Origin of the sequence: Microbacterium sp. Leaf288, assembly GCF_001422925.1 — a bacterium.
Taxonomy (GTDB): Bacteria; Actinomycetota; Actinomycetes; order Actinomycetales; family Microbacteriaceae; genus Microbacterium.
This window is the reverse complement of record NZ_LMNI01000001.1, coordinates 189,978-214,997: the sequence shown is the minus strand read 5'-3', so window position 1 is coordinate 214,997 and position 25,020 is coordinate 189,978. Positions and strand designations below refer to the sequence as shown.

30 protein-coding genes and 1 riboswitch are annotated in these 25,020 nt (G+C 69.5%); of the genes, 10 read left to right on the top strand and 20 right to left on the bottom strand.

Translation table 11 applies throughout. The annotated features are described in order from the left end of the window. Positions 1 to 28: 28 nt before the first annotated feature. Complete coding sequence (locus ASF40_RS00905; protein WP_056365129.1) at positions 29 to 583, top strand: hypothetical protein; 555 nt, start codon at positions 29 to 31, stop codon at positions 581 to 583. 247 nt (positions 584 to 830) lie between these two features. Here the strand turns inward: ASF40_RS00905 and ASF40_RS00900 are convergent, their stop codons facing one another. The 8 genes from ASF40_RS00900 to ASF40_RS00865 form a co-directional block, all read right to left on the bottom strand. Further along, on the bottom strand, positions 831 to 1,328 hold the full coding sequence (locus ASF40_RS00900) for a HEPN domain-containing protein (protein ID WP_157549340.1): 498 nt from the start codon (positions 1,326 to 1,328) through the stop codon (positions 831 to 833). 108 nt (positions 1,329 to 1,436) lie between these two features. Continuing rightward, positions 1,437 to 1,691 carry a DUF262 domain-containing protein gene (locus ASF40_RS00895; protein ID WP_082496780.1) on the bottom strand — a complete coding sequence of 85 codons (255 nt, stop codon included), beginning with the start codon at positions 1,689 to 1,691 and terminating at the stop codon, positions 1,437 to 1,439. Between the two features lie 28 nt (positions 1,692 to 1,719). Further along, positions 1,720 to 2,046: a CHY zinc finger protein gene (locus tag ASF40_RS00890; RefSeq protein ID WP_056365120.1), complete on the bottom strand. Its 327-nt coding sequence runs from the start codon at positions 2,044 to 2,046 to the stop codon at positions 1,720 to 1,722. After that, a complete protein-coding gene (locus ASF40_RS00885; protein ID WP_056365116.1) occupies positions 2,043 to 2,654 on the bottom strand; it encodes an energy-coupling factor transporter transmembrane component T family protein in 612 nt (203 codons plus the stop codon). Before ASF40_RS00885 ends, ASF40_RS00890 begins: the two co-directional genes overlap by 4 nt. Continuing rightward, on the bottom strand, positions 2,648 to 3,331 hold the full coding sequence (locus ASF40_RS00880; protein WP_056365113.1) for an energy-coupling factor ABC transporter ATP-binding protein: 684 nt from the start codon (positions 3,329 to 3,331) through the stop codon (positions 2,648 to 2,650). Before ASF40_RS00880 ends, ASF40_RS00885 begins: the two co-directional genes overlap by 7 nt. Next, on the bottom strand, positions 3,328 to 4,452 hold the full coding sequence (locus tag ASF40_RS00875) for a thiolase family protein (RefSeq protein WP_235560085.1): 1,125 nt from the start codon (positions 4,450 to 4,452) through the stop codon (positions 3,328 to 3,330). The genes ASF40_RS00880 and ASF40_RS00875 overlap by 4 nt, the downstream gene beginning before the upstream one ends. Continuing rightward, on the bottom strand, positions 4,442 to 5,530 hold the full coding sequence (locus tag ASF40_RS00870; protein WP_056365110.1) for an AMP-binding enzyme: 1,089 nt from the start codon (positions 5,528 to 5,530) through the stop codon (positions 4,442 to 4,444). The genes ASF40_RS00875 and ASF40_RS00870 overlap by 11 nt, the downstream gene beginning before the upstream one ends. After that, positions 5,527 to 6,165: a biotin transporter BioY gene (locus tag ASF40_RS00865; protein ID WP_056365108.1), complete on the bottom strand. Its 639-nt coding sequence runs from the start codon at positions 6,163 to 6,165 to the stop codon at positions 5,527 to 5,529. Before ASF40_RS00865 ends, ASF40_RS00870 begins: the two co-directional genes overlap by 4 nt. Before the next feature lie 89 nt (positions 6,166 to 6,254). On the opposite strand from ASF40_RS00865, the gene ASF40_RS00860 reads away from it, so the two are divergent. Further along, positions 6,255 to 6,854, top strand: a complete 600-nt coding sequence (locus ASF40_RS00860; RefSeq protein ID WP_056365105.1) for a TetR/AcrR family transcriptional regulator C-terminal domain-containing protein — start codon at positions 6,255 to 6,257, stop codon at positions 6,852 to 6,854. Positions 6,855 to 6,921: 67 nt separating this feature from the next. Continuing rightward, positions 6,922 to 7,030: riboswitch (TPP riboswitch) on the top strand. Further along, positions 7,029 to 8,762, top strand: a complete 1,734-nt coding sequence (gene thiC, locus ASF40_RS00855) for a phosphomethylpyrimidine synthase ThiC (RefSeq protein ID WP_082496778.1) — start codon at positions 7,029 to 7,031, stop codon at positions 8,760 to 8,762. Its footprint overlaps the riboswitch before it by 2 nt. Before the next feature lie 54 nt (positions 8,763 to 8,816). Here the strand turns inward: thiC and thiE are convergent, their stop codons facing one another. Further along, positions 8,817 to 9,464, bottom strand: a complete 648-nt coding sequence (thiE, locus tag ASF40_RS00850; RefSeq protein WP_056365098.1) for a thiamine phosphate synthase — start codon at positions 9,462 to 9,464, stop codon at positions 8,817 to 8,819. A gap of 51 nt (positions 9,465 to 9,515) precedes the next feature. On the opposite strand from thiE, the gene thiO reads away from it, so the two are divergent. From thiO to ASF40_RS00825, 5 genes are all read left to right on the top strand, one after another. Then, positions 9,516 to 10,709, top strand: a complete 1,194-nt coding sequence (gene thiO, locus ASF40_RS00845; RefSeq protein ID WP_056365095.1) for a glycine oxidase ThiO — start codon at positions 9,516 to 9,518, stop codon at positions 10,707 to 10,709. Continuing rightward, positions 10,706 to 10,945, top strand: coding sequence for a sulfur carrier protein ThiS (gene thiS / locus ASF40_RS00840; protein ID WP_056365092.1), 240 nt, complete (start codon positions 10,706 to 10,708; stop codon positions 10,943 to 10,945). Before thiO ends, thiS begins: the two co-directional genes overlap by 4 nt. Then, a complete protein-coding gene (locus ASF40_RS00835; RefSeq protein WP_056365089.1) occupies positions 10,908 to 11,720 on the top strand; it encodes a thiazole synthase in 813 nt (270 codons plus the stop codon). Before thiS ends, ASF40_RS00835 begins: the two co-directional genes overlap by 38 nt. Continuing rightward, positions 11,717 to 12,937, top strand: a complete 1,221-nt coding sequence (moeB, locus tag ASF40_RS00830; RefSeq protein ID WP_056365088.1) for a molybdopterin-synthase adenylyltransferase MoeB — start codon at positions 11,717 to 11,719, stop codon at positions 12,935 to 12,937. Before ASF40_RS00835 ends, moeB begins: the two co-directional genes overlap by 4 nt. Positions 12,938 to 13,099: 162 nt before the next feature. Next, positions 13,100 to 13,954: a PhzF family phenazine biosynthesis protein gene (locus ASF40_RS00825; RefSeq protein ID WP_200919405.1), complete on the top strand. Its 855-nt coding sequence runs from the start codon at positions 13,100 to 13,102 to the stop codon at positions 13,952 to 13,954. A 71-nt stretch (positions 13,955 to 14,025) separates the two neighbouring features. Here ASF40_RS00825 and ASF40_RS00820 read toward each other — a convergent pair whose 3' ends face one another. From ASF40_RS00820 to ASF40_RS00770, 11 genes are all read right to left on the bottom strand, one after another. Continuing rightward, positions 14,026 to 14,841 (bottom strand): hypothetical protein, encoded by an 816-nt coding sequence (locus ASF40_RS00820; RefSeq protein ID WP_056365081.1) that lies wholly within the window; start codon positions 14,839 to 14,841, stop codon positions 14,026 to 14,028. A gap of 222 nt (positions 14,842 to 15,063) precedes the next feature. Continuing rightward, entirely contained in the window at positions 15,064 to 15,276 is a 213-nt protein-coding gene (locus ASF40_RS00815) for a hypothetical protein (protein WP_056365077.1), read from the bottom strand. A 122-nt stretch (positions 15,277 to 15,398) separates the two neighbouring features. Continuing rightward, positions 15,399 to 16,811 carry an FAD-binding oxidoreductase gene (locus ASF40_RS00810; protein ID WP_200919404.1) on the bottom strand — a complete coding sequence of 471 codons (1,413 nt, stop codon included), beginning with the start codon at positions 16,809 to 16,811 and terminating at the stop codon, positions 15,399 to 15,401. Between the two features lie 413 nt (positions 16,812 to 17,224). Then, positions 17,225 to 17,989 (bottom strand): hypothetical protein, encoded by a 765-nt coding sequence (locus ASF40_RS21290; protein WP_056365074.1) that lies wholly within the window; start codon positions 17,987 to 17,989, stop codon positions 17,225 to 17,227. Beyond that, positions 17,989 to 18,330 carry a hypothetical protein gene (locus ASF40_RS00800; protein WP_157549337.1) on the bottom strand — a complete coding sequence of 114 codons (342 nt, stop codon included), beginning with the start codon at positions 18,328 to 18,330 and terminating at the stop codon, positions 17,989 to 17,991. Before ASF40_RS00800 ends, ASF40_RS21290 begins: the two co-directional genes overlap by 1 nt. A 396-nt stretch (positions 18,331 to 18,726) precedes the next feature. Continuing rightward, complete coding sequence (locus ASF40_RS00795; protein WP_056365070.1) at positions 18,727 to 19,299, bottom strand: YdeI/OmpD-associated family protein; 573 nt, start codon at positions 19,297 to 19,299, stop codon at positions 18,727 to 18,729. A 63-nt stretch (positions 19,300 to 19,362) separates the two neighbouring features. Next, on the bottom strand, positions 19,363 to 20,256 hold the full coding sequence (locus tag ASF40_RS00790) for a formylglycine-generating enzyme family protein (RefSeq protein ID WP_056365068.1): 894 nt from the start codon (positions 20,254 to 20,256) through the stop codon (positions 19,363 to 19,365). Positions 20,257 to 20,439: 183 nt separating this feature from the next. After that, a complete protein-coding gene (locus ASF40_RS00785) occupies positions 20,440 to 20,868 on the bottom strand; it encodes a hypothetical protein (RefSeq protein WP_157549334.1) in 429 nt (142 codons plus the stop codon). A 177-nt stretch (positions 20,869 to 21,045) separates the two neighbouring features. Further along, entirely contained in the window at positions 21,046 to 21,684 is a 639-nt protein-coding gene (locus ASF40_RS00780) for a SemiSWEET family sugar transporter (RefSeq protein ID WP_056365063.1), read from the bottom strand. A gap of 22 nt (positions 21,685 to 21,706) precedes the next feature. Then, positions 21,707 to 22,513: an LLM class F420-dependent oxidoreductase gene (locus ASF40_RS00775; protein WP_056365058.1), complete on the bottom strand. Its 807-nt coding sequence runs from the start codon at positions 22,511 to 22,513 to the stop codon at positions 21,707 to 21,709. Beyond that, the gene (locus ASF40_RS00770) at positions 22,510 to 23,433 is read right to left on the bottom strand and encodes a helix-turn-helix transcriptional regulator (RefSeq protein ID WP_056365055.1); all 924 of its coding nucleotides are present in this window, start codon (positions 23,431 to 23,433) and stop codon (positions 22,510 to 22,512) included. The genes ASF40_RS00775 and ASF40_RS00770 overlap by 4 nt, the downstream gene beginning before the upstream one ends. 180 nt (positions 23,434 to 23,613) lie before the next feature. On the opposite strand from ASF40_RS00770, the gene ASF40_RS00765 reads away from it, so the two are divergent. Both ASF40_RS00765 and ASF40_RS00760 read left to right on the top strand, forming a co-directional pair. Continuing rightward, complete coding sequence (locus ASF40_RS00765) at positions 23,614 to 23,988, top strand: cyclophilin-like fold protein (protein ID WP_157549331.1); 375 nt, start codon at positions 23,614 to 23,616, stop codon at positions 23,986 to 23,988. Positions 23,989 to 24,123: 135 nt separating this feature from the next. Continuing rightward, positions 24,124 to 24,882, top strand: a complete 759-nt coding sequence (locus tag ASF40_RS00760; protein ID WP_056365050.1) for a class I SAM-dependent methyltransferase — start codon at positions 24,124 to 24,126, stop codon at positions 24,880 to 24,882. Positions 24,883 to 25,020 lie beyond the last annotated feature (138 nt).

Below are 25,020 nucleotides of genomic sequence, written 5' to 3'. Positions count from 1 at the left end.
CAACGAGCAGTTCGGGCAGGTTGGACTGATGGCCTCCGCAGAACTCCCACTTGCCGTCGTCCTGATCGCTGGGCCTCAGGCATCCGGGAAGAGCACACTCGCGGCAGCGCTCGCGGCCGAGTTGCGCAAAGGTGGCGAGATGGTCGCTCTCGTCGAACTCGATCAGATTGCCGCCATGGCGCTGCCCACCCTTGCTGGCTGGGATGCCGCACACCAGATCTTCGAGTCCGTCACCGGAATGTGGGCGAGGACGAGCCTCACATGCGTCGTCGCCGAAGGTTCGGGGACGCAAGACGAAGTGCTCAAGCTCCTGCGCCAAGTTCCGGAGGGTGCAGCAACCGTCACCGTCGTCACCACCACTCCTTTCGAGGTGGCATTCGATCGCGCCAAGGCAGATCCAACGCGGGGGATCTCAAAGGAGCGAGAGTTCCTCAGTGGCGTGTACGAGCGATGGGCGCATGAGGTGACGCGTATCGACCCGGACGTGCTGATCGACACGAACACGGTTCCGATCGATCTGGGCGTCGAACACGTCAAGGATGCGATCAAGGCCGCGCGCACCAACCCGCGTCCGATAACCTAAGCAGTCCTGCGGCGCCGCAAGCCTGAGCAGCCCGCTGAGGGACCGGCCTGCGGGCGAGCCGAGCCCTCCCATCGGGGCTTGACCTCCGCTGGCGCAGGCCGCCGCACAGACTAAGTGCGCGGGACTTCCGGCTTAGTGCTCGGAGAATCTGGCTGACTCAATACGCGACCGTCCACGGCTACGACGAGCAGGTCAAACGAGAGGCGGTCGTGGATTCGCTTGAGGGGGAGCGCGAAGCGGGTCGGGGCTACGTTCGCGGATCGAGTGACGTCACTACCCAGTCCGCGATTTCCGCGGATACATCGGCAAGATCCAACGCTTTCCTCCGCCGAACCGTCTCGCTTTGCCCGTGCGCAATCTTGTTTCGACGGTTCACCATGAAGTCCAGCTCACGCTTGAGCCTCTGATCGTCCTCATTGATGAAGTCCTCGAACTTATCGGCGCGTGACGGATCGAGCTTGCGGAGAGTCTCGCCTATTCGTGCCGCGGAGGGGTTAGCCCCGCGGAAGAACTGCGTCCGCACGTACGACGCAACGGAAGGGCTGGATTTGCTCTCTGCGAATGCGCAGAACGACTCGTCGAAGGTGAACTCGACGTGACCGCACGCCCTCAAGACCAAGAATCGCGCCATCGCCTGGTCGGTCTCCGGCGATGTGTCGGAGTCCAATGAGTCAACTTCTTTGCGAAGTTCGGCGAGGCCAGCGCGCGACGAGGAGAGTGCGTGCGACGGCCAGGCACCGGCCACGCCATCAGCTGTTGCCGAAGGTCTCGGCGGCAATGCCTACTCGCGCCTTCACGACCGCCTCGTCGGCGGTTGCGCGCGACGTGGCCGCGTCAAACTTCTCGTTCGCGCTCAACGCGGTGACAGCCTCCGAGACACCAGCAGCATCACGTTGGCGAGCGAGAAAACCTTGCCTTGATGGACGCCTTTGTGGAAGGCCTGAAGAGTCTTAAGACGTTGCTGCCCATCCAGCACTAGGTATCGCTTGTCTTGCTGTCGGACGAGGAAAAGACCCGGGATCGGAAAGCCCAGCAGGAGGGACTCGACAAATCGATCCATCTGCTTCCGCGTCCAGACGAATCCACGCTGGAACCCCGCGGTTTCGATGGTCTCGTCCTGAGAGGGAGTGTTCGGGTCAGACCTGGAAGTACAGTTCCCAGTGCAGTTTGCATCCGGGGTTGAACGGCGCCGCGCAGGCCGGGCACGCTTCGGCGCGGGCGTACTCCGTGATCGTCAGCCGGTACCCGCACGGCCCGCACAGTACAGCGCGGTCGGCGCGCTCATCGGCGGACCATTGCTCGGCCGGATGGTCGACGGACTCCGCGTGACAGATGTGGCAGGGGTAGAACTCGCCGCAGCACCGGAACCTGATCGCGATGACGTCCAGGGGTGTGGAGTAGTGGATGCAGCGGGTCTCGGCATCCACCACCGGCCCGAGGACGCGGGGGCGCTCCTGCCTCATCGCAGCCCCCGCGCGGCGAGGGCGTCGCCGAGCTGATCGGCGTGCTTGAGCGAGACGACGAGGAACGGGACGACGAAGGTGCGCAGGGTCGCGCGGGCGCCACGGGCTCGTTGGGCGTCGCGGACCTCGCCGGCGAGCCGGGCGAGTACGGGGATGGTGCCGAGCGTCACCGTGAGCAGGAGCGCAGCACGCTCGGAGTCGACGCCGATGCGTCGCAGTGGGCGCAGACCGCGTTCGAACGCGTCGAGAAGCTCGCTGACGCGGGTGGTGAGGACGAGGAGCCCCGCGAGAACGAGGGATGCCGTCACCCGAGCGGTGTTGGCGGCCGCCGGTTCCGGGCCGACGAAGAGCAGTTGCCCGGCGACGGTGATCAGGACGATCCAGCGCAGCGCGAACAGCTGACGGCCGAGCTCCCGCATCCCGCAGAGGCCGTCGCCGAGCCCTGCCACCGCGTACGCGCCGACGCTGATCGCCGCCGCCGCGGCGGCCGTCCACCACGCGGTGGGCAACAGGAGCACTCCGAGTGTGACGGCGAGCAGCAGCAGCGTCTTCGGGCCGGCCGGCATCCGGTGCAGCCAGCCGTCGCCGGGGCGGTAGAGCGTCAGCATCGCAGGAGCACTTCATACTCGGCGACGACCGCGGCGGGCTCGCCGACCACCGCGACCCGGCCCCCGGCGAACAGCACGGCCGTCTCGCAGCGCTGGGCGAGGTTCAGGTCGTGGGTCACCAGGATCAGCCGGTGGCCGGCGTCGGCGAACAGATGGTCGGCGATGAGCCGCGCGTTGCGGGCGTCGAGGTAGGCGGTCGGTTCGTCGGCGATCACGAGGTCCGGTCGCCGGACGAACGCGCCGCACAGGGCGAGCAGCTGCTTCTGTCCTCCGGAGAGGTCATGAGCGGACCGCTCGGCGAGCGACGTGAGGCCGAACCTCTCGAGGGCCACCTCGACCCGCGCGCGGACCTCGGCCGGCGGCATCCGTTCGGCGCGGAGCGAGAACGCGACGTCCTCAGCGACGGTCGGCATGACGATCTGCGCGTCGGGATTGCTGAACACGAGCGCGGTGCGTCGGCGGAGCTCTGCCGCGTGGCGGGCGGTGTCGAGGCCGAGGATGCTCAACGAGCCGCCGCTCGGACGCACCAGGCCACCCATCAGCCGGGCGAACGTCGACTTGCCCGACCCGTTCTCGCCGATGACCGCCACGGTGCGCGCGTCGAGGTCGAGCGACACGTCGCTGAGCACATCCGTGTCGCCGAGCCGGAGGCTCACGGAGTCCAGCCGGATCGTCATCGCACCACCTCGACCACTGCCGCGATCCCCAGTCCGCCGCCGACCGACGCGGCGGCGACCCCGAGCGTGCCCGCGGGCCGGCCGGTGCGCACGAGTCTGCTGAACAGGCGCACGAGAGCCACGGCGCCGCTGGCGCCCCACGGGTGTCCGAGCGCGAGGGCGCCGCCGTCGGCGCAGACCCGCGGATCGTCGTCGGCGACGCCGAGCCGGTCCAGCACCGCGAGGCTCTGCGCGGCGAACGCCTCGACGATCTCGAACGCCTCCACGTCGGCGACGGTCGCACCGGCTGCCTGCAGGGCGGAGTGGATGCCGGGGGCCGCGCCGATGCCGGGAAGCGCGGGGTCGCATCCGACCACGGCGGACGCGCGCACGGCGAGTCCCGGGCCGGTGCCGGCGGGGGCGACGACGACGGCTGCCGCGCCATCGCCGATGCGCGTCGAGGTGCCCGCGGTGACCGTTCCGCCGGGAAACAGGGGAGGCAGCCGCGGCAGCAGCGGTTCGGCCCCGCCGATCGCATCGTCGTTACGGAGGCCCGCGAGCGGCACCAGCTCGGCCTCGAAGCGCCCCGCGGCTCGGGCGGCCCGGGCCCGCGCGTGGCTGCGGGCCGCGTGCGCGTCCTGCCGGGAGCGCGCGATCCCGTCGTGCTCCGCGAGGTCCTCGGCCGCCCGTGTCATGTCAGGGTCAGGGAAGCCGGCGGGTGCGAACGGGGCCCGGTCGTAGGCGACACCCCCGACGCTGCGCACCGGAGCGGTCGAGGGGCTCTCGACGCCCCCGGCCACCCGCATCCGGTCGCCGCCGCCGCGGATCGCGGCCACTGCGTCCAGCACGGCGGCGAGGCCGCTGCCGCACTGGCGGTCGACGGTGCCGCCCGGCACCGAGGGCGCCAGGCCGGCGGCGAGGGCGGCCACGCGCCCCGGGTTGCCGCCCGGGCCCATGCAGTTGCCGAGCAGGACGTCGGCCACCGTGACGGGCGAGCCCGTCGCCGTCGCGGCGTCGACCAGCGTCGCGCGGATCACGGCGGCGCCGAGCGCGCCGACGTCCAGCCCGGCGAGCGCCCGCCCGCGGGTGCCGATCGGCGTCCGGCGGGCGGCGATGATGACGGGGTCGCGGTCAGACGGCAACGCGCGGCACCTCCCCGTCCAGGACCTGGCGGACGGCTTGCGCTCGGGCCGGTTTGCCCGATGCGGTGCGTGGCAGTTCGCCGGCGAACCACTGCCGTGGCCGGTGAGCAGGTGCCAGGTGGGTCGTGACCGTTTCGCGCAGGTCATCGGCGTGGCCGTCGATCTCCACGAACGCGGCGACGAGCGCCCCGACCCGTTCGCGGGGAAGTCCGAACACGATCGCGTCTCGGATGCCGGGAACAGAGCGGAGCACCTCCTCGACCTCCTCGGGAACGATGGTGGCCGACGCGCTCAGGATCGCGTCATCCGCGCGGCCGAGCAGCCGCAACCGTCCGTCGACGAGCTCGGCGCGGTCGCCGACCGTGGCCCACGCGCCGTCGCGCCGCAGCGGACCGGGGGCGCCCGCATAGCCTGATGCGACGAATGACGACCGCACCCACAGCTCACCGTCGCGGACGCGCAGCTCCACCCCCGGGAACGCCCGCAGCCCGTCACCGTGGTCGACGGCGACGAACGACAGCTCTGCGGCGCCGTAATACGCGACGACACGGATGCCGGCGGCCCGGGCGCGCTCGCGCAGCGCGTCGTCGAGGTGCGAGCCTCCGACGAGAGCCGTCCGCAGCCGCGGCGGGGCGCCGGCGTCGAGCACAACCCGCAGCGCCTGCGGGGTGCAGTGCAGACACGTGGCATCCGGGCCGACGGCGGCGCCCAACAGCGGACGCGGGCCGCCGGCAAGCGCGTGCGCGACCGAGAACATCGTGAGCGAGGACACGGGCGGCGACGGCAGCGCGACCACGTCATCGAGGCCGACGGCGAGCAGCCTCGACACGGCGCCGAAGGAGTCCTCCCACGAGGAGGCGGTGCGCAGCACGATCCGCGGTCGACCCGCGCTGCCCGACGTCTGCGTCGCCCAGGCGATGCCGTCGGGAGAGCCCGCTTCGGCAGCCGCGGCGATCACCGCATCCCATTGGGCGCGCGGCCAGCGCGGATCGCCCACGAGCGGGATGTCGCCGGCTTCGCGCGTCGCCCACACGCGCTCGAGCAGGTCGGCCGCGTCGCCGGCGAGCGGGACGATCACGACACGGGTGCGGGATCGATGTCGGCGGGCTTCGTCGTCCACGCCCGGCGGAACGCGCGCGGGTATGCCCGCACGAGCGTCACCACGATTGCCGTCGCCAGCACCGCCTTCACCAGATCGCCGGGCACGAACACCAGGCTCATCAGCGCCGTCTCGGCCAGCGGCAGCCGCGTCACCAGGCTCTGCACCGGGATGCCGAGCGCGTACACGACGAGGATGCCGCCGACCACGACGCCGAGCAGCGTGCGCCAGGTCGTGGGCTTGCGGCCGCCGGCGTGAACGATGAGTCCGATCACGATGGCCCCGGCGACCCACCCGAGCAGGTATCCGGCGGACGGGCCGAAGAAGACGCCGATGCCGCCGCGTCCACCCGCGAGCAGGGGCATCCCGACCGCGACGAGGCCGAGCAGGACGGTGACCGACAGCGCGCCCAGCCACGGGCCGAGGATGGCGCCTGCGAGCATCACGCCCAGCGTCTGCGCCGTGATCGGCACCGCGCCGAGGATCGTGAAGCCGCCCGGCAGTCCGAGTACGGCGATGATCGCGGCGAACACCGCGACGCGGGCCAGCGCGGTCGCGTCGAGCGCGTGAACGCCTGTCTGCGGGGCGAGCGAAGATGCGGGGGGAGTGGCCATCGGACGAGGTCCCTTCGATGGATACAGTGGTCCTGAACGGTGTTCACGTGAACGCTGTTCACTATAACGCTGTTCAGTAGAGTGCTGTGATGGGGTCGGCGAGAGCAGGTCGGGGTCACACCCGCGACGAGGTCGCACGCACCGCGATGCGGATCCTCGACGAGTACGGCCTGCCCGACCTGACGATGCGTCGCCTCGCGGCCGCGCTGGAGGTGCAGCCGAGTGCCCTGTACTGGCACTTCCCGAACAAGCAGAGTCTGCTGGCGGAACTCTCCGACCGGATCGTCGCAGAGGTGGACTCCGGATCGGCGGATCCGGAGTGGGCCGCCCGCGTCCGCGCGGAAGCGCTCGCGCTTCGCGCCGCGCTGCTCGCTCACCGGGACGGTGCCGAACTGGTGGCGAGCACGTTCGCCCTCGGCCTGGGGTCCCGGGCCGCGCAGCACCGCCTCGCTGCGGCGATCGCCGCCGGCGGGTTCGACGATGAATCCGTTCAGCGGGCGACCGCGGTCCTGCTCCATTTCGTGCTCGGTCATGTCCTGCACGAGCAGCAACGGCAGCAGTATCGCGACCTGGGTGTCCAGGTAGACGGGATCGACGAACCGCGGCAGGACGAGGCATCGGATGCCGAGTTCGTGTTCGGCGTCGAGCTCCTCGTCGGGGGACTGCAGCTGCGCCGCGGCCACGGCTGACCGCGCGACGCCGGGACTGTGTGCGCCGGGCTCCGTCCGATCGCCTGGGGCGGATGCGGTAGCGTGGCGCTATCCACACGGGTGCCCTCGCAAGGGCTGAGATCGGGCTGACGCGGCCTGCGACCGTTCGAACCTGTCCGGGTAATGCCGGCGAAGGAAGTAGGAGTCGCCTCCATGGAGTCCGTCCATTCATCGCGCGTTCTCGCGCATCTGCACGACGGTGAACACGACATCCGGGTCCCGGTGGACCGGATCGCGCTGGAGCCGTCTCCTGACGGGTCGGTCAGCGCGCCGGTGACGGTGTACCGCACCCAGGGTCCGGGCAGCGATCCGGTGCGCGGGCTCCCGCCGTTGCGGGAGCAGTGGATCTCCGCACGCGAGGACACCGAGTGCTACGACGGTCGCGACCGGGATCTGCAGGACGATGGGCGTTCCGCAGTGCGCCGGGGCGCAGCATCCGCGGAATGGAAGGGTGAGAAGCGGGCCGCGCGGCGTGCCAAGCCGGGGCGCACGATCACGCAGATGCACTACGCCCGCAGCGGGATGATCACGCCGGAGATGAGGTTCGTCGCGCTGCGGGAGGACTGCGACGTGGAGCTGGTGCGCGCCGAGGTCGCCGCCGGGCGCGCCATCATCCCCAGCAACGTGAACCACCCCGAGTCGGAGCCGATGATCATCGGCAAGGCGTTCCTGGTGAAGATCAATGCCAACATCGGCAACTCCGCCGTCACCAGTTCGATCGCCGAGGAGGTGTCCAAGCTGCAGTGGGCGACCACGTGGGGCGCCGACACCGTCATGGACCTGTCGACCGGCGACGACATCCACACGACGCGCGAGTGGATCGTCCGCAACTCGCCGGTGCCCATCGGCACGGTGCCGATCTACCAGGCGCTGGAGAAGGTGAATGGCGACGCGTCGGCGCTCACGTGGGAGGTGTACCGCGACACGGTCATCGAGCAGTGCGAGCAGGGTGTGGACTACATGACCGTCCACGCCGGAGTGCTGCTGCGGTACGTGCCGCTGACAGCCGACCGGGTGACGGGAATCGTCTCACGGGGCGGGTCGATCATGGCCGGCTGGTGCCTGGCCCGCCACCAGGAGAACTTCCTCTACACCCACTTCGATGAGCTCTGCGAGATCTTCGCCCGATACGACGTCGCGTTCTCGCTCGGTGACGGGCTGCGGCCGGGGTCGATCGCCGACGCCAACGATGCCGCGCAGTTCGCCGAGCTGGACACGCTCGCCGAGCTGACGAAGCGGGCCTGGGAGTACGACGTGCAGGTGATGGTCGAGGGACCCGGGCACGTGCCGTTCCATCTGGTGCGGGAGAACGTGGAGCGGCAGCAGGAGCTGTGCGACGGTGCGCCGTTCTACACGCTGGGACCGCTGGTGACGGATGTCGCGCCCGGCTACGACCACATCACGTCGGCGATCGGGGCGACGGAGATCGCCCGCTACGGCACCGCGATGCTCTGCTACGTCACCCCCAAGGAGCACCTGGGACTTCCCAACCGTGACGACGTGAAGACCGGCGTCATCACGTACAAGATCGCCGCGCACGCCGCCGACCTGGCGAAGGGGCATCCCGGTGCCCGACTGCGGGACGACGCCCTGTCGAAGGCGCGGTTCGAGTTCCGGTGGCGCGACCAGTTCGCGCTGTCGCTGGACCCGGTGACGGCGGAGCAGTTCCACGACGAGACGCTGCCGGCCGAGCCGGCGAAGACCGCGCACTTCTGCTCGATGTGCGGTCCGAAGTTCTGCTCGATGCGGATCTCGCAAGACATCCGCGACCAGTTCGGACTCGTCGCCGAGTCCACGCGCACGACCGGGATGGCGCAGAAGTCCGCGCAGTTCAGGGAATCCGGCGGGACGGTCTACGTGCCGACGCCCGCGCTACGCCAGCCTTAGGCACTGCGCATGGCTCACTCGAACGACCAGAGGGCCGCCGGACGCGGGGAGAGCTCAGACGAGCCCCACCGTGACAGCCGCGGGGAGGGCTGCTCGCAGCCGCCTCGCGCTGTCGGCGGGGTCGTCCGCCTCGGTGATCGCCCGGACGACGACCACCCGCTCGGCGCCGGCCGCCACGACCTCCTCGATGTTCGACAGGTCGATACCGCCGATCGCGAACCACGGACGTGCCGTGGAGATGCTCGTGGCATGGCGGACGAGCCCGGTCCCGACGGCGGCGCGCCCGGGCTTGGTCGGGGTCGCCCAGACCGGCCCGACGCAGAAGTAGTCGAGATCGTCCGCGCCGGCGGCGGCGTCGACCTGCTCGGGGGTGTGGGTGGACATGCCGACGAGCACGCGCGGTCCGACGACCCTGCGGGCAAGACGGGCGGGAAGGTCCTTCTGACCGAGGTGCAGCACGGGGGCGCCGGTGACGTGCGCGATGTCGGCGCGATCGTTGACGGACCAGAGCCGGCCGTGACGGGCGGCCGCATCCGCGAGGACGCCCAACAGGTCGAGCTGCTCGCCCCCCTCCAGAGACTTGTCCCGCAACTGGATGATGTCGACGCCGCCCGCGAACGCGGCATCCACGAAATCGGCGAAGTCGCCCTGACGGGCTCGGGCGTCGGTGCAGAGGTAGAGGCGCGCGGCGGCGAGGGACATGCGCTCAGCGTAGCGACGGGCCCCCGGGGTCTTGACGGGCCGCCCGTCGATGTGATCGTCGTCGGCGGTGGGATCATCGGGCTCAGCATCGCGTGGCGCGCGGCGCAGACCGGCCGCTCCGTGCGGCTGATCGACCCGGCGCCGGCCCGGGGCGCCACCTTCGCGGCGGCCGGCATGCTCGCCCCGGTCAGCGAGTACCACCACCAGGAGGATGCGCTCCTGCCGGCGATGCGGGAGTCCGCGGCCCGCTACCCCGAGTTCGTGCGCGCGCTCGCTCCCGCCGACGAGGTGGCGGGCTACCTCCGCAACGAGACCCTGCTGGTCGGCGTCGACCACGGCGACCGGCAGGCGCTGGCCGATCTTCACACCGCGCATCGTCGTGCCGAACTCGCCGTTGAGCCCCTCACGACCCGGGAGGCGCGAACCCGGGAACCGCTGCTCGGCCCGCGGGTGACCAGCGCCTACCGCGTCCCCGGCGATCATCAGATCGACCCGCGGATGCTCACCGCACGGCTGATCGACGAGCTCACCAGGACGGTAGCGGGGAGCCGGCGGGTCGGCATCGTCCGCGTCCAGGCGGTCGCCCTCCTGCACGACGATCCGTCGGACCACGACTCGCCCGTCACCGGGGTGCGCCTGGCGGACGGGACGACGGTCGCCGGTGCCGAGGTCGTGCTCGCGAACAGTCTCGGGGCCCGGAAGATCGACGGGCTGCCCGACGGTCTCGAGCTGCCGGTGCGACCCGTGTTCGGCGACATCCTCCGCCTGCGCATGCCCGATCCGACCCGCCCGCTCCTCGGGACGACGGTGCGAGCTCTGGTCCATGGCGAGAGCGTGTATCTCGTGCCCCGTGCCGACGGCACGCTCGTGGTCGGCGCGACACACCGGGAGGACGGACTGGAGGCCGTCTCGGCGGGCGGCGTGCACCGGCTCCTCCACAATGCGCAACTGTTGCTGCCCACCGTCGCGGAACTGCCGCTGGTGGAGGCGACGGCGAGGGCGCGACCGGGCACCCCCGACAACGCGCCCCTGCTCGGACGCATCCGGCGGCGTGACGGTGCGGCGATCTCGGGGCTGGTCGTGGCGACCGGGTTCTTTCGACACGGTGTGCTGCTCGCCCCGCTCGCCGCCGACATCGTGCTCGGGCTCCTCGACGGATACCCCGATCCGCGGTGGGACGCGTTCCTCCCCGATCGATTCGCACATCTCCGTGCCGACCTCACGGCAGAAAGGACACCCCGATGACCACGATCACCGTCAACGGCGAACCACACCACAGTTCGACGCAACCGTCCGTCGCCGACCTGGTGGAGAAGATCCTCGGCGTTCGCATCGCCCCCGATGGCACCCTCCCCGACGGGACCACCCTCGGCATCGCCGTCGCGGTCAACTCCGTGGTCATCCCGCGTGCGGACTGGGGCCACGAGCATCTCGTCGACGAAGATGCGGTCGAGATCGTCAGCGCGACCCAGGGAGGCTGAAGTGACCACCGACACGCTGCGCATCGACGGCGTCGACCTCGGCTCCCGCCTGATCATGGGAACCGGCGGCGCCCACAGCCACACCGGACTCGGCGACGCCCTCCGGGCCTCCGGCACTGAACTCACCACGGTCTCCATGCGGCGACACGATCCATCGACCAACGGATCCCTCTTCCGGCTCCTGAGCGACCAGGGCATCCGCCTCCTTCCGAACACGGCGGGATGCCTCACCGCCAGGGAGGCGGTACTCACAGCCGAACTGGCGCGCGAAGCCCTGTCGACGAACTGGATCAAGCTCGAGGTGATCGCAGACGAAGACACCCTCCTCCCCGACGGCGCCGAACTCGCCCTCGCCACCGAACAGCTCGTGGGCCTCGGATTCGTCGTCTTCGCCTATACCAACGACGACCCGGCCCTGGCGCTGCGGCTCGAAGACCTCGGTGCCGCGGCCGTCATGCCGCTCGGCGCCCCGATCGGCACCGGCCTCGGCATCCTCAACCCGCACAACATCTCGCTCATCGTCGAACGCGCACGCGTCCCGGTCGTGCTCGACGCCGGAATCGGCACCTCCTCGGATGCCGCGTTCGCCATGGAACTCGGCTGCGATGCCGTCCTGCTCGCGACTGCCGTCACCCGCGCGCAGGATCCCGTCGGCATGGCTGCCGCTTTCCGGCACGCGGTGATCGCGGGACGCCTCGCCCGCCTCTCGGGCCGCATCCCCCGACGCACCACCGCCCAAGCCTCCTCGACCATGGAAGGGCGACCCGACCTATGACCCCGACACCGCGGCCTGCCACTCTGCCGCCGCTCGTCGCGCCGGCGTCCAGCCTGGGGCCGGCGGAGATCGACCGCTACTCCCGGCACCTCCTGCTGCCCGAGATCGGAGACATCGGGCAACGGCGGCTGAAGAACGCGCGCGTGCTGGTCATCGGCGCCGGAGGTCTCGGATCGCCGGTCCTCCTCTACCTCGCCGCCGCCGGCGTCGGCACGCTCGGCATCGTGGACGACGACCGGGTGGAGGCGAGCAATCTGCAGCGCCAGATCGTGCACGGCGTCGACGACATCGGCCGGCTCAAGGTCGACTCGGCGCGCGACGCCCTGGGCACGATCAACCCGCTCGTGCATGTCCGCACTCACCCGTTGCGCCTGTCGGCCGAGAACGCGGTGGCGCTGTTCGCGCAGTACGACCTCGTCATCGACGGCGCGGACAATTTCGCCACCCGGTACCTCGTCTCCGATGCCGCGGCGTCCACCGGCAAGCCGTGCGTCTGGGGCTCGATCCTCCGGTTCGGCGCTCAGGTGAGCGTGTTCTGGAGCACCCACGGACCCACCTACCGCGACCTGTACCCCGACGCACCACCGCCTGACGCGGCGCCCTCCTGCGGCGAGGCCGGCGTACTCGGAATGCTCTGCGGAGTCGCCGGATCGATGATGGCGGCCGAGGCGATCAAGCTGATCACAGGCACCGGACGCTCCCTGCTCGGTCGGCTCTCCATCGTCGACCTCGCAGACACCACATGGCGGGAGCTGACGGTGTTCCCCGACACCAACCGGCCGCCGGTGACACGCCGCGACAACCTCCCGGACGCGTGCGCCGCCGACGTTGCCGCGACCTGCGGACCCGAGGTCATCACCGTCGAAGAGCTGACCGTGGCTCTCCACGAACGCTCCGCCGGCCGGGCGGCGTTCGAGCTGCTCGACGTCCGCGAGCCCGACGAATACGCTCTCGCACACATCTCCGGCTCGTGTTCCACGCCACTCAGCCAGATCCGAAACGCCGGACCACACTCCCTCCAGCTGCCGGTCGACCGCCCGGTCATCGTCTACTGCAAAGTCGGCCCGCGCGCCCAAGCCGCTGCGAACCTCCTCCTGGCCGCCGGGCACACCGACGTACGTGTCCTCAGCGGAGGAATCGACCGATGGACCGAGAAGTCCGAGCGGCGTCCGGAAGGGGCGCCACCCGCGTGCATCCGCGCCAATGGAAACCGCTGAGCGACGGTTGCGACTGAGACCGTCTCAGGGCCGCACTGGAGCCACCCGCCCGGGGCCGGTCGTGCCGTGTCGTCGGGCTCGAGGGCGCCGACCCCGGGTATCGGTCCGCGGCGTGCCAAGTGGTCTGTCGACAGGTCCACACGCAGGAGGCACGATCGGGGGATGGATGCTGTTGTGCGGCGCGCTTTCCGTCAGGTCGATGTCTTCGGACTGGGCTCCAACGACGGCAATCCCGTGGCTGTGGTGCTCGACGCGGATGGCCTGGCGGATGACGCGATGCGACGGTTCTCGGTGTGGACGAACCTGTCGGAATGCACCTTCGTGCTTCCTCCGACCGTGCCCGATGCGGACTATCGGGTACGGATCTTCAGCTTGAACACCGAGCTCCCCTTCGCGGGTCACCCCACGTTGGGAACGGCGCGCGCGTGGCTCGATGCCGGTGGTATTCCAGCCACGCCAGGTGTGGTCATGCAGGAATGCGGTGCCGGTGTCGTTCCCGTGCGCCTCGACGGTGACATCCTCGCCTTCGCGGCCCCGCCCCGACTCCGCTCCGGCGCGGTCGATGCCGACCTGCTCGCGGCGGTCACCGAGATCCTCGGCATCGACGAGGGGCAGATCGTGGATGCCGAGTGGCTCGACAACGGCCCCGGCTGGGTGGGTGTGCTGCTCGCAGACGCGGCGACTGTTCTGAAGCTGCGTCCGGATGCCTCCGGGCACCCCGGCCGCTGGGACATCGGCGTTCTCGGACTGCACGGAGCCGACTCGCTCCCGGCTGTCGAGGTGCGGGCGTTCTTCACGGACGGTGACGGGCCGCTCCGCGAGGACCCCGTCACGGGCAGCCTCAACGCCGCCGCCGCGGAATGGCTCATCGCCACCGGACGAATTGGAGCGCCGTACCTCGCGGCTCAGGGTGGCGCCATCGGCCGACGCGGACGCGTGCACATCAACAGCGAAGATGGTCGCATCTGGGTCGGTGGCCGCGCGGACGTCATCATCTCCGGAACCGCCGACCTCTGACCGACCCGTCAGAGCGGATCCCTCAGCGGTGACGCCGTACCTCGTTGTGAGCAAGGCGAGGCGAGGACACATCAGCTGTCGTTGATCTCCATGGTCATGTAGGCCCGACCGTCCCATCCGAAGGTCACCCGCTGATCGGGTGTCATGCCCGGGGGTCGCTGATCTTCGGCGAGCTTGTAGAAGGCGAGCGACACTCCAACCGTCCGCTCCGCGGTGGCATCGTGGGGAATGCACTGCGCTTCGGTCGCAGCGCCATCGGTCAACAGCAGGCAGTTCTCCGGTCCGTGCCGGCTCGATACTCTTGCGACCCATACCGCCCATCCGTAGTAGTCGCCGAGTGACTGCGCCCACATCGTCACGCCGCTGGCGGGAAACATCGGCCCATCGGGCCGCGAGGACACGTCGATGAACTCGCCGCGCACCCTGTCGACGAGCAGAGGGATGGTCACGCGACCGTTCGCGGTGGGGTCGGTCGCAGCGGGACTTGTGGGAGAAGGCACGGTGGCCGCGCCAGCGCTGGTCGGGTCCGGCGTGGTCTGCAGCCCGTGGACCGCCCCGAGTGCGGCCGCGGACAGCGTGACCGAGGCGACGAGGCCGAAGATCAGAAGGCGGCGGGGCGAGGGGCGGCCGGTCGCCGATCCGTCGGCCGTCGGGCCCGCATCGGATGGTGGTCCTCTGTGAGTGAAGGGATCCAGGGTGGAGTCCTCGGGCTCTGGGGCGCCTGACGCGCACGACGGCGCGGGTGCGGTCACAGACCGGGCTGCGAGGGCGAGCCCTTCGAGCTCGGACAGACGCTCCAACGCGACTTCGTCGTCGGCGATGTCGGCGTCCCGGTCATACGCGCGGCGACGTAGTGCGGCCAGTTCGGCGCGGGCAGCAGCATCCATCGTCAGCTGATCCTGCCCGCGCCGGGTGTGCGCGTCTCTGAGCTCGCCACGCTGTCACGCTACGCCCCGAGGGGGCGGCGGGGGCGAAGTCCACGAGACCGGCCTCGGATGCTTTCGGGCCCAAAGGCTCGGTCCCGTCGCGACGTTGATCCGTATCCGTGCGGTGCACGCTGATGGGGTGTTGCGGGCGATGGTCCAAGCCCTTCGCCGCGCGTCCTCTCGTCAGCGGGAGTGAGTCTTCTCCTTGGTGAGGAGCGAGATCACAAGCACGGAGGCTGCCGAGAGCGCGACCAGAATGGCGATGAGCATGACATTCGCGTCGGCGGGGAGCATCGCGCACCCAGCTGAGGTGTCTTCGTCGTCGCAGCTACGCCACGGCTGGAAGAAGTACACGACGGTCACGATGGCGCCGACCGCGGCGGTCACTGCGCTCACGACAATCAGCCAATGACGGTGCCGGTCAGCCATCGTGCACCAACCGAACGTCAGACCCCGGCGATGACGACGACGCCGGCGACGATGGCCCACACGGCGATGGCGTGGTGACGGTCGGCTGTTCAACCTCGCGGCGGGATGTTGTTGTTCATCCGGAACAGGTTGCCTGGATCGTACGTCGTCTTGGCCGCCACCAGCCGATCGTAATTCGCGCCGTACGAGGCGCGAACGAGCGCCTCCTTCTCTTCGCCGAAGCCGACGAAGTTCAGGTAAGCGCGGTCCGTGGCGAATCGCTCCTGCATCGCCGCCCAGGTCCTTCGGGTCCAGTCGATGCACCGCTCCGTTGCGTCGGGATCGAACCACGAGGTGTCGAGGCTGAGCAGGTACTTCGCGTCCCGCTGCGCGAACGCCGTGGCATCCGGAGCGACCCGTCCGATCTGGCCGCCCAACTGCCAGAAGTTCACGATCGCATCAGGCGACGGCCGGTCGGCGGCAACTTCGACGACCGCGTCCAGCAGGTCATCGCTCGGCTCACCCACCAGCAGTGACTTCCAGTAGTAGTAGCCGCCGGACGGGAAGAAGGCATCGAACGAGCTCTGGGCGACCGCCCAAGGCGCACGCCCGCTGAGGTCGAGGATCGGGGTCGCCCAGTCGAGAACCGGCGCCAGCAGCCGCTCTCCCTCGTCAGGGTCGCCCGAGTAGACGACCAACACGACCATGATCGGCATCCCATGCAGCTCCGCCGGGAAATCGTCGACCGCCGGCACGCTCCAGAACATCGCCTGCGGCCCGAACTCGTCGGGCGCGGTCGCGCAGAAGTCCCGGTACTTGCGCAGCACGGCCGGCGCATCGTCGAGCGAGAAGATCGGGGCCGCTTGGTAGATCTCGGGTCCGACCGGATGCAGCGCGAATTCGAATGACGTGACCACCCCGAAGTTGCTCCCGGCACCCCGCACGGCCCAGAAGAGCTCGGGGTTCACCGAATCGCTCGCAGTGCGCACCTGACCGTCGGCCGTGACGATCTCGACCGATCGCAAGCTGTCGAGCGCCAGCCCGTACTTGCGATGCAGCGAGCCCAGACCGCCGTGCAAGGTCAGGCCGGCGACGCCGGTCGTGCTCACCTGGCCGCCCGGCGCGGCGAGGCCCCACAGCTGCGTCTCACGGTCGACCTCGCCCCACGTCGCACCGCCCTGCACGCGCGCGATACGGCGCTCGGGATCGACGTGCACGCTGTGCATCTCTGAGAGGTCGATGACGATCCCGCCGTCGTTGACCGCATTCCCGGCGACATTGTGCGCGCCGCCCCGGATCGACACCAGCAGACCGAGTGCACGGGCGAATCCGACAGCATCGACCACGTCGGCCGTTCCCCGGCACTGCACGATCAGCGCCGGGCGCCGGTCGATCAGCCCGTTCCGGACGGCGCGAGCCTCGTCGTACGCGGCATCGCCCGGCTGGAGGACGCCGCCGCGCAGCCCCGCTGCGAACTGCTGGATCCGCTCCGCATCGATCGACGCGGCTACTTCGGCGCTCATGGCAGGCTCCTTCGACACGTCGGAAGCTGCCCAATCGACGGGTGCACCGGGCCGGGCACCGATAGTCAGCGCGTTGCCGAGCGTGACCGCGAGGGCGCCGATCGCGAGATCCGACCCCGACGCCCATCATCCTCTTGCCCTACCTGCGGAGTCCAGCATCCGGGCGCGGTCGATACGTGTCGCGTGCCACCGTCTACCGCGAATCAGCGCCGCTGCGTGGCATTCCTCGCCACATGCGAAGCGCATATCTGAACCCGCGTCGTCGCGGCCACCCGCCGCTGCGGCGGCCGGCGGCGGCGGTCAGTCCCACCCGCAACAGGGCTACGGATCGGGTCGGGCCGGGAGTCTCCTAGGCCGCCACGTACTCCTGCCGGACCGCGCCCCGCGTGGCGATCTCGATGCGCGCACGTCGCTCAGTCGGTATGCGATGCCGGGTAGACGTGTACGTCCACTCGGTCTGCGAGGTAATGGAACCGGATGATGCTTCCGGCGGGGAGCGGTTCGGAGTTCTCGGCGACCGATTCGGAAAAGAGCGCCATGTCAGCGAACAGATCCACTCCGGGCGGCACGCAGTTGGCGCCGTCGACATAGGCCGGAGGCGTGACCAGCATGAAGCAGTTGTAGCCCTGCTCATTCTCGAAGAACCAAGGTTCGATTCCCCGGTAGCTCTCGTAGCCGCGGATCGTCGTGGCGTCGGGTTGCGCGTCGAGGAAGTGGATCATCGAGAGCGCGGCGTTGCTCGCCTCGTCCGCGGTAGGACGGAGGGTGGCATCCGGATGCGCACCGACGAGCCAGCCCACCGCATACCCGACGGCGAGGACGGTGGCGAGGGCAGCCGCGACGATCGTGGCGCGGCCGCCGCGTGTCGCGGCGGCACCCCTCCATCCTGAAAGCGGCGGAATCTCGGATGCCGCGATGTCGGGTGAGATGTCGCCTCTGGGCCCTGCGCCCTCGGCGTGCCCTCCCGTCGCGGACGGCTCGCCGCCGGGCGAGCCTCCGGCCACATCGAGCTCGTCGTCTGCGGGCTTCGGTGGCCTCGGGAGGTGCGTCGCTTCCAGTTCCCACAGCCGCGCAAGCGCGGCGGGGTCCGTCTGGATGTCGGCATCAGGGCCGTACGCTCTCGCGCGGAGTTCGGCGAGTTCGCGCTCAGCATCCGATGGGACCGAGGAGGTGTCCATCAGTCGGTCCCCGGCATCAGGTGGACATAGGCGTCTACGGTGCCGCCACGGTGGATGAACCGGATGAGCCCTTCGCCGGGCAGCCCGTCGTAGTCGTCGCCGAACGACGCGATGTCGATGAAGAGCTCCGCAGGGTGAGGCGCACATCGCAGGTCGGAGAGGGTGTCGTTGGCCCGGTTCACCGAGAGGATGCACGGAGAGCCGAACCCATCTGTCCCGGACCAGATCTCCAGACCGAGGAAGGACCCGTAGCTGCGGAGTGTCGAGTCGGCGATGTGAGCCCGCGAGGCCCCGCGGGCCACCAGACCGCGAACCAGATCGTCAGGCTCAGCTGCCGTCACATGCAGAGTCTCGTCGGGACGCGGTGTCGTCACGAGTACGACCGTCAGGGCGATTGCGCTCCCGACGACTACCAGCGCGCCTGCCGCCCACGCCAGCCGACTCCATCGCGTCGCGATCATTCGCTGCCACAGCGACCGCCGGCTGCGTGCAGGCGGCGGCGTCGCAGACGCAGGACTGACCGGCGTCCGCGATTCGGGTTCCGGACCGTTCGTTGCACTCGCGCGCGGTTCACTCAACTCGCGGTCGGCATCCGAGCGGTGCGAGGACCCGTCCACGGGTGCAACGTACACCCGCAGCAGCGGCCGATCCATGGCGCAGCCGCGCCGACCACCGCTCGACCCCCGCCGTCGTCGCACGCAGCAGGATTGGAGGCGGTCGACTTCTCGCCGGGCGACTCAGTGGATCGTCTCGCCCTGCGCGAGCATGGCGACGTACTGAGCGACGCGGGCCGCACGGGTCTCCGGGCGCTTCAGGCTACTCACGCGGAAGGCCATCGCGAAGCGGTTCTGCGCGGACTGCGCGGCGAACGCGGCGGCGATCGCGGGGTCGGCGTCCAGTGCCGCCTGGAGGTCGGGCGGGACCTCGCCGTCGCGCTGACGATAGGCGGCGTCCCATCGCCCGTCCGCCTTCGCACGTTCGATCTCGCGGTGGCCGGCGGGCCGCATCCGGCCCTCCTCGATCAGGCGGGCGACGTGCTCGATGTTGACCTTCGACCACACCCCGCGCGGCCGGCGCGGCGTGAAGACCTGCAGGAAGTAGTCGGCATCCAACGACTGCTTCTGCCCGTCGATCCAGCCGAAGCACAATGCGACGTCCAACGCCTCGGCATAGGTGATGCCCGGCTTGTTCGACGCCACCTTGCGGACGCGCAGCCTCACTCCGTCGGGATCAGGACCGGACTCCAGCCAACGCTCCCATTCCTCGACGGTGTTCACGTGCAACTCGGGCTTGGCAGAGGCGGCGACCATTCTCGAACGGTAGACCCTGGCGCCGACAGGTTCCCCATTGGGGCACGACCCGCATGCGAATCCTTACGCGTCGCGCGCGCACCGGAACCCGATGTGCGACATCCCCGTGTCCTCGGACTGCGGCGAACGCGCTGCCGGCCGGAACCGCAGACAGTACTCCGGCGAGCACAGGAACGACCCGCCCTTCAACACGCGGCGTGCGGTCGCCGGGAACGCCTCGTCGGCGCTCGCCCGCGCCAGAAGATTCCGCCGCTTCTGCGGATCGACCGGACGATCCGACAGCCTCACGTGCCTGGGCGTGTAATAGTCGCTCGTCCACTCCCAGACGTTCCCGATCATGTCGAACAACCCGTATCCGTTCGCCGGATACGAACCAACCTCTGCCGTCCCCCCGACCCCCTGGTTGTCATACGGGAACCGGCCCAGCCACGAATTCGCCTGCGGCACCCCGCCAGGGTACGGATCCGCACCCCACGCGAACCGTTCGCCATCCGCCCCGCCGCGGGCCGCGAACTCATGCTCCGCTTCCGTCGGCAGCCGCGACCCCGCCCACGCGGCGTACGCGGTCGCGTCCTCGAACGCGACGTGAACGACAGGATGCTGCATCCGATCGTCGATCGATGATCCGGGTCCGAACGGGCGCCGCCAGAACGCGCCCGGCTGCCACCGCCACCACTTCCGCCAGTCACCCAGATCCACCGGACCCGCCGTCGGGGTGAACACCATCGACCCCGGGACGAGGTCGGCGGGATCCGCACCCGGAAAGCCCGCAGCATCCAACTCCCGCTCCGCGACGGTCACATACCCGGTGGCATCGACGAACACGGAGAACATCTCGTTCGTCACCTCGTACCGATCGATCCGGAACGGCTCCACGGTGCGCTCATGCATCGGCCGCTCATCCAGATAGAACTCCTCCGAACCCATCCGGAACGTGCCACCCTCGATCAACACCATCCGCTGCGTATCCACTGCCACAGCCCCACCGTACCCACCGCACCCGACCAGATCGCCGCCCGCGTCTCGCCCGCGCAGCCGAGGGAGGGGGCCTGAGCATCGACAGTCTTGCTGGGCCGTGGCGACGCACGCCGTGCATTGGCCGCCAAGCCGCTTCGGCTTGGATGCAGGCAAGCGTGAGTGTCAGCGACGACCGATCGAACGCACGATCGCGCCCAGCACCACCACAACGCCCGCAGCTGCGGCGATCACCAGGCCGGGACGCTCGCGATAGGTCTGCTTCAGCTTGTCCGTCCACTCCGCCGCGACCGTCTTGGTCTGGGCGGCAAGGCTGTCGAAATCGACGTTGTCGGCCGCATCCTTGATACTCGCGGTTGCGGCCTTCGCGGCATCGACGGCGGCATCAGCGGCTTTTCCGGCCGCGGCTCTCGCCTCGGACGCAGCGCTCTTGGCTCCATCGACGACGTCCCCGACCTTCTCGCTCACCGTGTCTGCGAGGTCGCTCACGGTTCCTGCGACATCGCTCTTCGCGGCTTGCGCGCCGGCCGAGACCTCGTCAGCGATCTGCTCCGCCGTGGCGCCGAACGATTCGGCGCCGTCGGCGGCCGACATGCGCACTCGCTCGGCGGCGTCTCGCGCCGCCTGTGTGGCTTCGGAGTTTCCCTGGGTGTCGGTCATTCTCGTCTCCCTTCGTCGTGCGATCGCGCAATCGTATGCGCGCCACCCGTGACCGAGCATGAAATCGGGGTGGGGTTGCCAGGGACGCGGACGAATGCTACGACCCTGGGTTCATCCGGGGCGGGAGAGCTCGCGCTCAGGTGATGCGGTAGTCGGCCAGATCGGCGGAACGCCGAGTTGGCGGGCGGTGTACCAGATGAGGTTGAAGAGTGCGATGGTGCCCGTTGTGCCGGCGGCGATGATGGTGCCGAGGTCGGCGACGAGGATGGACCAGGCGAGCCAGAGCACTTGGTTGAGCACGGCCAGGATCAGGAACAGCACGGACACTCCGCCGACGTGCGGTGCGCGGATGAGGGCGACGCTCTGGCCGGCGTTCGCGATCACCGCCGGGATGAGGGCGACGGCACCGTAGGCGCCCGAGCCGAAGATCTGGTCGATGCCGATCATGATCGCGGCCAGCACGAGGCCGGGGAGCAGGGTGAGGAGGAAGTTCCGGTGGAGGTGCCGTGACAGCAGGTAGAGGATCGGGATGGTCGAGGCGAGGGAGAGGGCGCTGGCGACGATCTGGGGCGCTTGGCCGATCGTGATGCCGTGGGCGGTCCACCCGATGCCGACGGCGAGGAACGCTTGCCACGCCGGCAGTGAAAGTCCCTCGACGTTTCGCGTCCGCGCGAGCCGGATGAGTTGTGGCAGTCCGAGCAGGATGGCGGTGAGGGTGCCCGCCCATCCGGGGTAGTCCGCCATCGTCATGACTGTCTCGTTCGGATCGCGGTCAGGCGTTCTTCTGGTCGCGCCAGGCGAGCCAGTCGGTCACGACGGTGAGGTCGTAGTCGGGACCGGAGAGCCCGATCGTGAACAATGTCGTCCCCATCTGGTGGAGCTCGTCGGCGTCTTGAAAGGATCGGTGGGCGATGGAGTCGAGAACGCCGGCGGAGATCTCGATCTCCGAGGTGTCGCGGCCGATGGCGCTGCCGTGGTCGGCGAGGACAGCGAGTTTGCGTTCCAGGGTGGGGATGTCGCTGTAGCTGTGCCAGATGTCGGCGTGGGCTGCGACGATGCGCAGCGTCTTCTTCTCCCTGGCTCCGCCGATGAGGATGGGGATCCTGCGGGTGGGCGGCGGGTTGAGCTTCCCCCAGCGTTCCTCGATGACGGGGAGGTTCTCGGCGAGGGCGTCCAGACGCTGTCCGACGGTGCCGAACGCGTATCCGTACTCGTCGTAGTCGCGCTCGAACCAGCCCGACCCGGTCCCGAAGATGAACCGGCCTCGCCCTGTCCCGTGGGCGCTGATCCGGTCGATGGTCCTCGCCATGTCGGCCTGCAGGTTCGCGTTGCGATAGCTGTTGCAGTTCACCAGGGCGCCCAATTCGACTCGGCGGGTCTGCTCGGCCAACGCAGCGAGCATCGTCCACGACTCGAAATGCTCACCGTCGGGGTCACCGTTGAGCGCGAAGAAGTGGTCCCAGTTGAAGAGGATGTCTACGCCGAGTTCCTCCAGCTCGGCCGCCCTGTCGCGGATCGTCTCATATGTCGCGTGCTGCGGCTGCAGCTGCACCGCAATGCGCACCGGTCGGTTGGTCATACCGTCTCCCCGGATTCTCTCCGCGTCTTCTCCACGTCGGTCGGGTGCGGAGGCTTACGGCGTGAGGTGGACGAGGCCCACCCGCCCAGCAGTTGGAGCGCGTCATGGTCAGGTGAGCCCGGTTCCGCGGTGAGCACCGTCAGCTGCACCCCTGATTCGCCCACCAGGTCCAGCCCGTTGAAATGGAGAGTCAGGTCGCCGACCGCATGGTGGTGGAAACGCTTTACTCCGGACTGGTGCTCCCACACGTCATGGCGGCCCCACAGAGTCCGGAAGTGATCGCTGCGTGTCGACAGCTCTCCGACGAGGTCGTGCAGCGGTTTGCTGTGCGGGTCGCGTCCGGCCTCGGTGCGCAGCTGCGCGACGTTGATGCCCGCGATCGCCTCCCAGTCCGGGTAGAACCGACGGGCGACAGGTTCCAGGAAGATGAACCGAGCGAAGTTCGGCGGCGTGCTGGTCGCCGTTGCGAGCATCTCGTCCATGAGCGCGCCGCCGAGCGGGTTCCAGGCCAGCAGATCCGTGCGGCCGTTGCCGACCATCGCCACGGCGGACTGCATCGAGTCGAGGAACCACTGGATGCTCGGCGACGGCCGCCATACCGGCGCCGGCTTCCCGGCCCGGCGGGCGCCGGTCGTCGTCCCTGCGGCTTGGTGCGCAAGCCGGTGCAGGTACTCGCGCTCGGCATCGTCCATCCGCAGCGCCCTGGCGACGCCGTCCAGCACCGCCCCGGACGCGCCGGCGATCTGCCCCCGCTCCAGACGGGCGTAATACTCGACACTCACCCCTGCCAGTGCGGCCGCCTCACCCCGGCGCAGCCCCGGCACGCGACGATCGGCACCCCGCGCGAAGCCCACATCTTCGGGCTCCACCCGGGCTCGCCGCGACATCAGGAAGTCGCGCACCTCGGAACGGTTGTCCATGCACACAGGCTAGGTCGACCAGCCACCGCACTGGGATGCCCTGCTAGGGCACGTCAGACCAGGGACTCCCGCCCGTGTCCGGCGAGCCGTTGGCTGGGCAGCATGCCCCAGCTCTCACTGCTCCGAATTGCACCCCAACGCGTTCTCAATAGCGTCGTCGCCGCACTCCTGCTCCTCACGATGCCTACCCTTGCCCCTGCCGGCGCTGTCCCTCCGCCGCAGGCATCCGTCGCACTCGACGACTCCGCCACGGCCGCGCAGATCGCCGCGCTTCTTCCCCTCACCGTGACATTCCACGACCGGATGGGCACCGCCGCGCTCGCGCAGCTGCCCACGCCCCTCCCGGCCGACCACGCCGCGCCGATGAACGAGTACCGCGCCGGCGACGTCGCCTACGTCACCGCCGAGCAGAGCATCGTCGTCTTCCTCACCGATGGGTCCGCGGTCCCCGACCACGGCCTCACCCTCCTCGGCCACCTCACCACTGGGCTGGACGAGCTCGTCGACTGCGGGCGCGACTGCACCCTTGAACTGACACTCGGTTCGAGGACCTGACACCGGCGCGAACCGACAACGCCCACGTGCACCTCCCTGAGGACGCGGCCAGCACCGGCCCACGCGCATCTGACGGCGTGGGCACTGTCACACCACGGAGCTTGACGGGTGCGCGGCGACTGGAAGGATGACGTGATGGTCGATCAGCAGAGGATTTGGGACGACGATGTCGCCCAGAACTATGACACTCCTGGCGAAGGCATGTTCAGCGACGACGTGCTGGGGCCGACGGTAGAGGTGCTGTCAGAGCTGGCCGGAGATGGCCGGGCAGTCGAGTTCGCGATCGGCACAGGCCGGGTCGCGATTCCGCTGGCCGAGGCAGGGGTGGCGGTGACCGGCATCGAGCTGTCGACCGCGATGCTCGCCCGGTTGCGGGAGAAGGTCGCACCTGATGATCTCCCGGTGGTGCAGGGCGACATGACGACAGCGAGCGCGGGTGACGGCTACGCGCTCGCGTATCTTGTGTTCAACACCATCTCGAACCTGCTCACCCAGGACGAGCAGGTCGAGTGCTTCCGCAACGCCGCCCGGCACCTGCGTCCCGAGGGGCGGTTCGTGATCGAACTGTGGGTGCCCCAGCTGCGCGCACTCGTGCCGGGGCACGGTGGCACTCTCGAGGTGAGCGAGCCCGGCTATCTCCTCGTCGACACGTACGACACTCTGCAACAGCTGGTCGTCTCGCATCACGTGTCCTTCGACGCGCAGATCACCGGCAGTCGCGAAGCGCGGATCGGGAGGTCCCCGCACCGTTACATCTGGCCGAGCGAGCTGGACCTCATGGCGCGCCTCGCAGGGTTCGAGCTCGAGTCCCGATGGGCGGACTGGGACCGCAGCGCGTTCACCGCGGCATCCAACAGTCACGTATCGGTCTATCGCCTGATGCGGGACGCCTGAGGGGCCGGCGTTCGTGTCGCGTCTCGATCGCCTCGCCAGACCTGAGCAGGGGATCTGCTGAGCGCCCTCCGCGACGTAGGTCCGCGGCGACAGGACGTCCCTCAGGATCGGTACGCAGTCGTGCCGGCCGGCATCTCG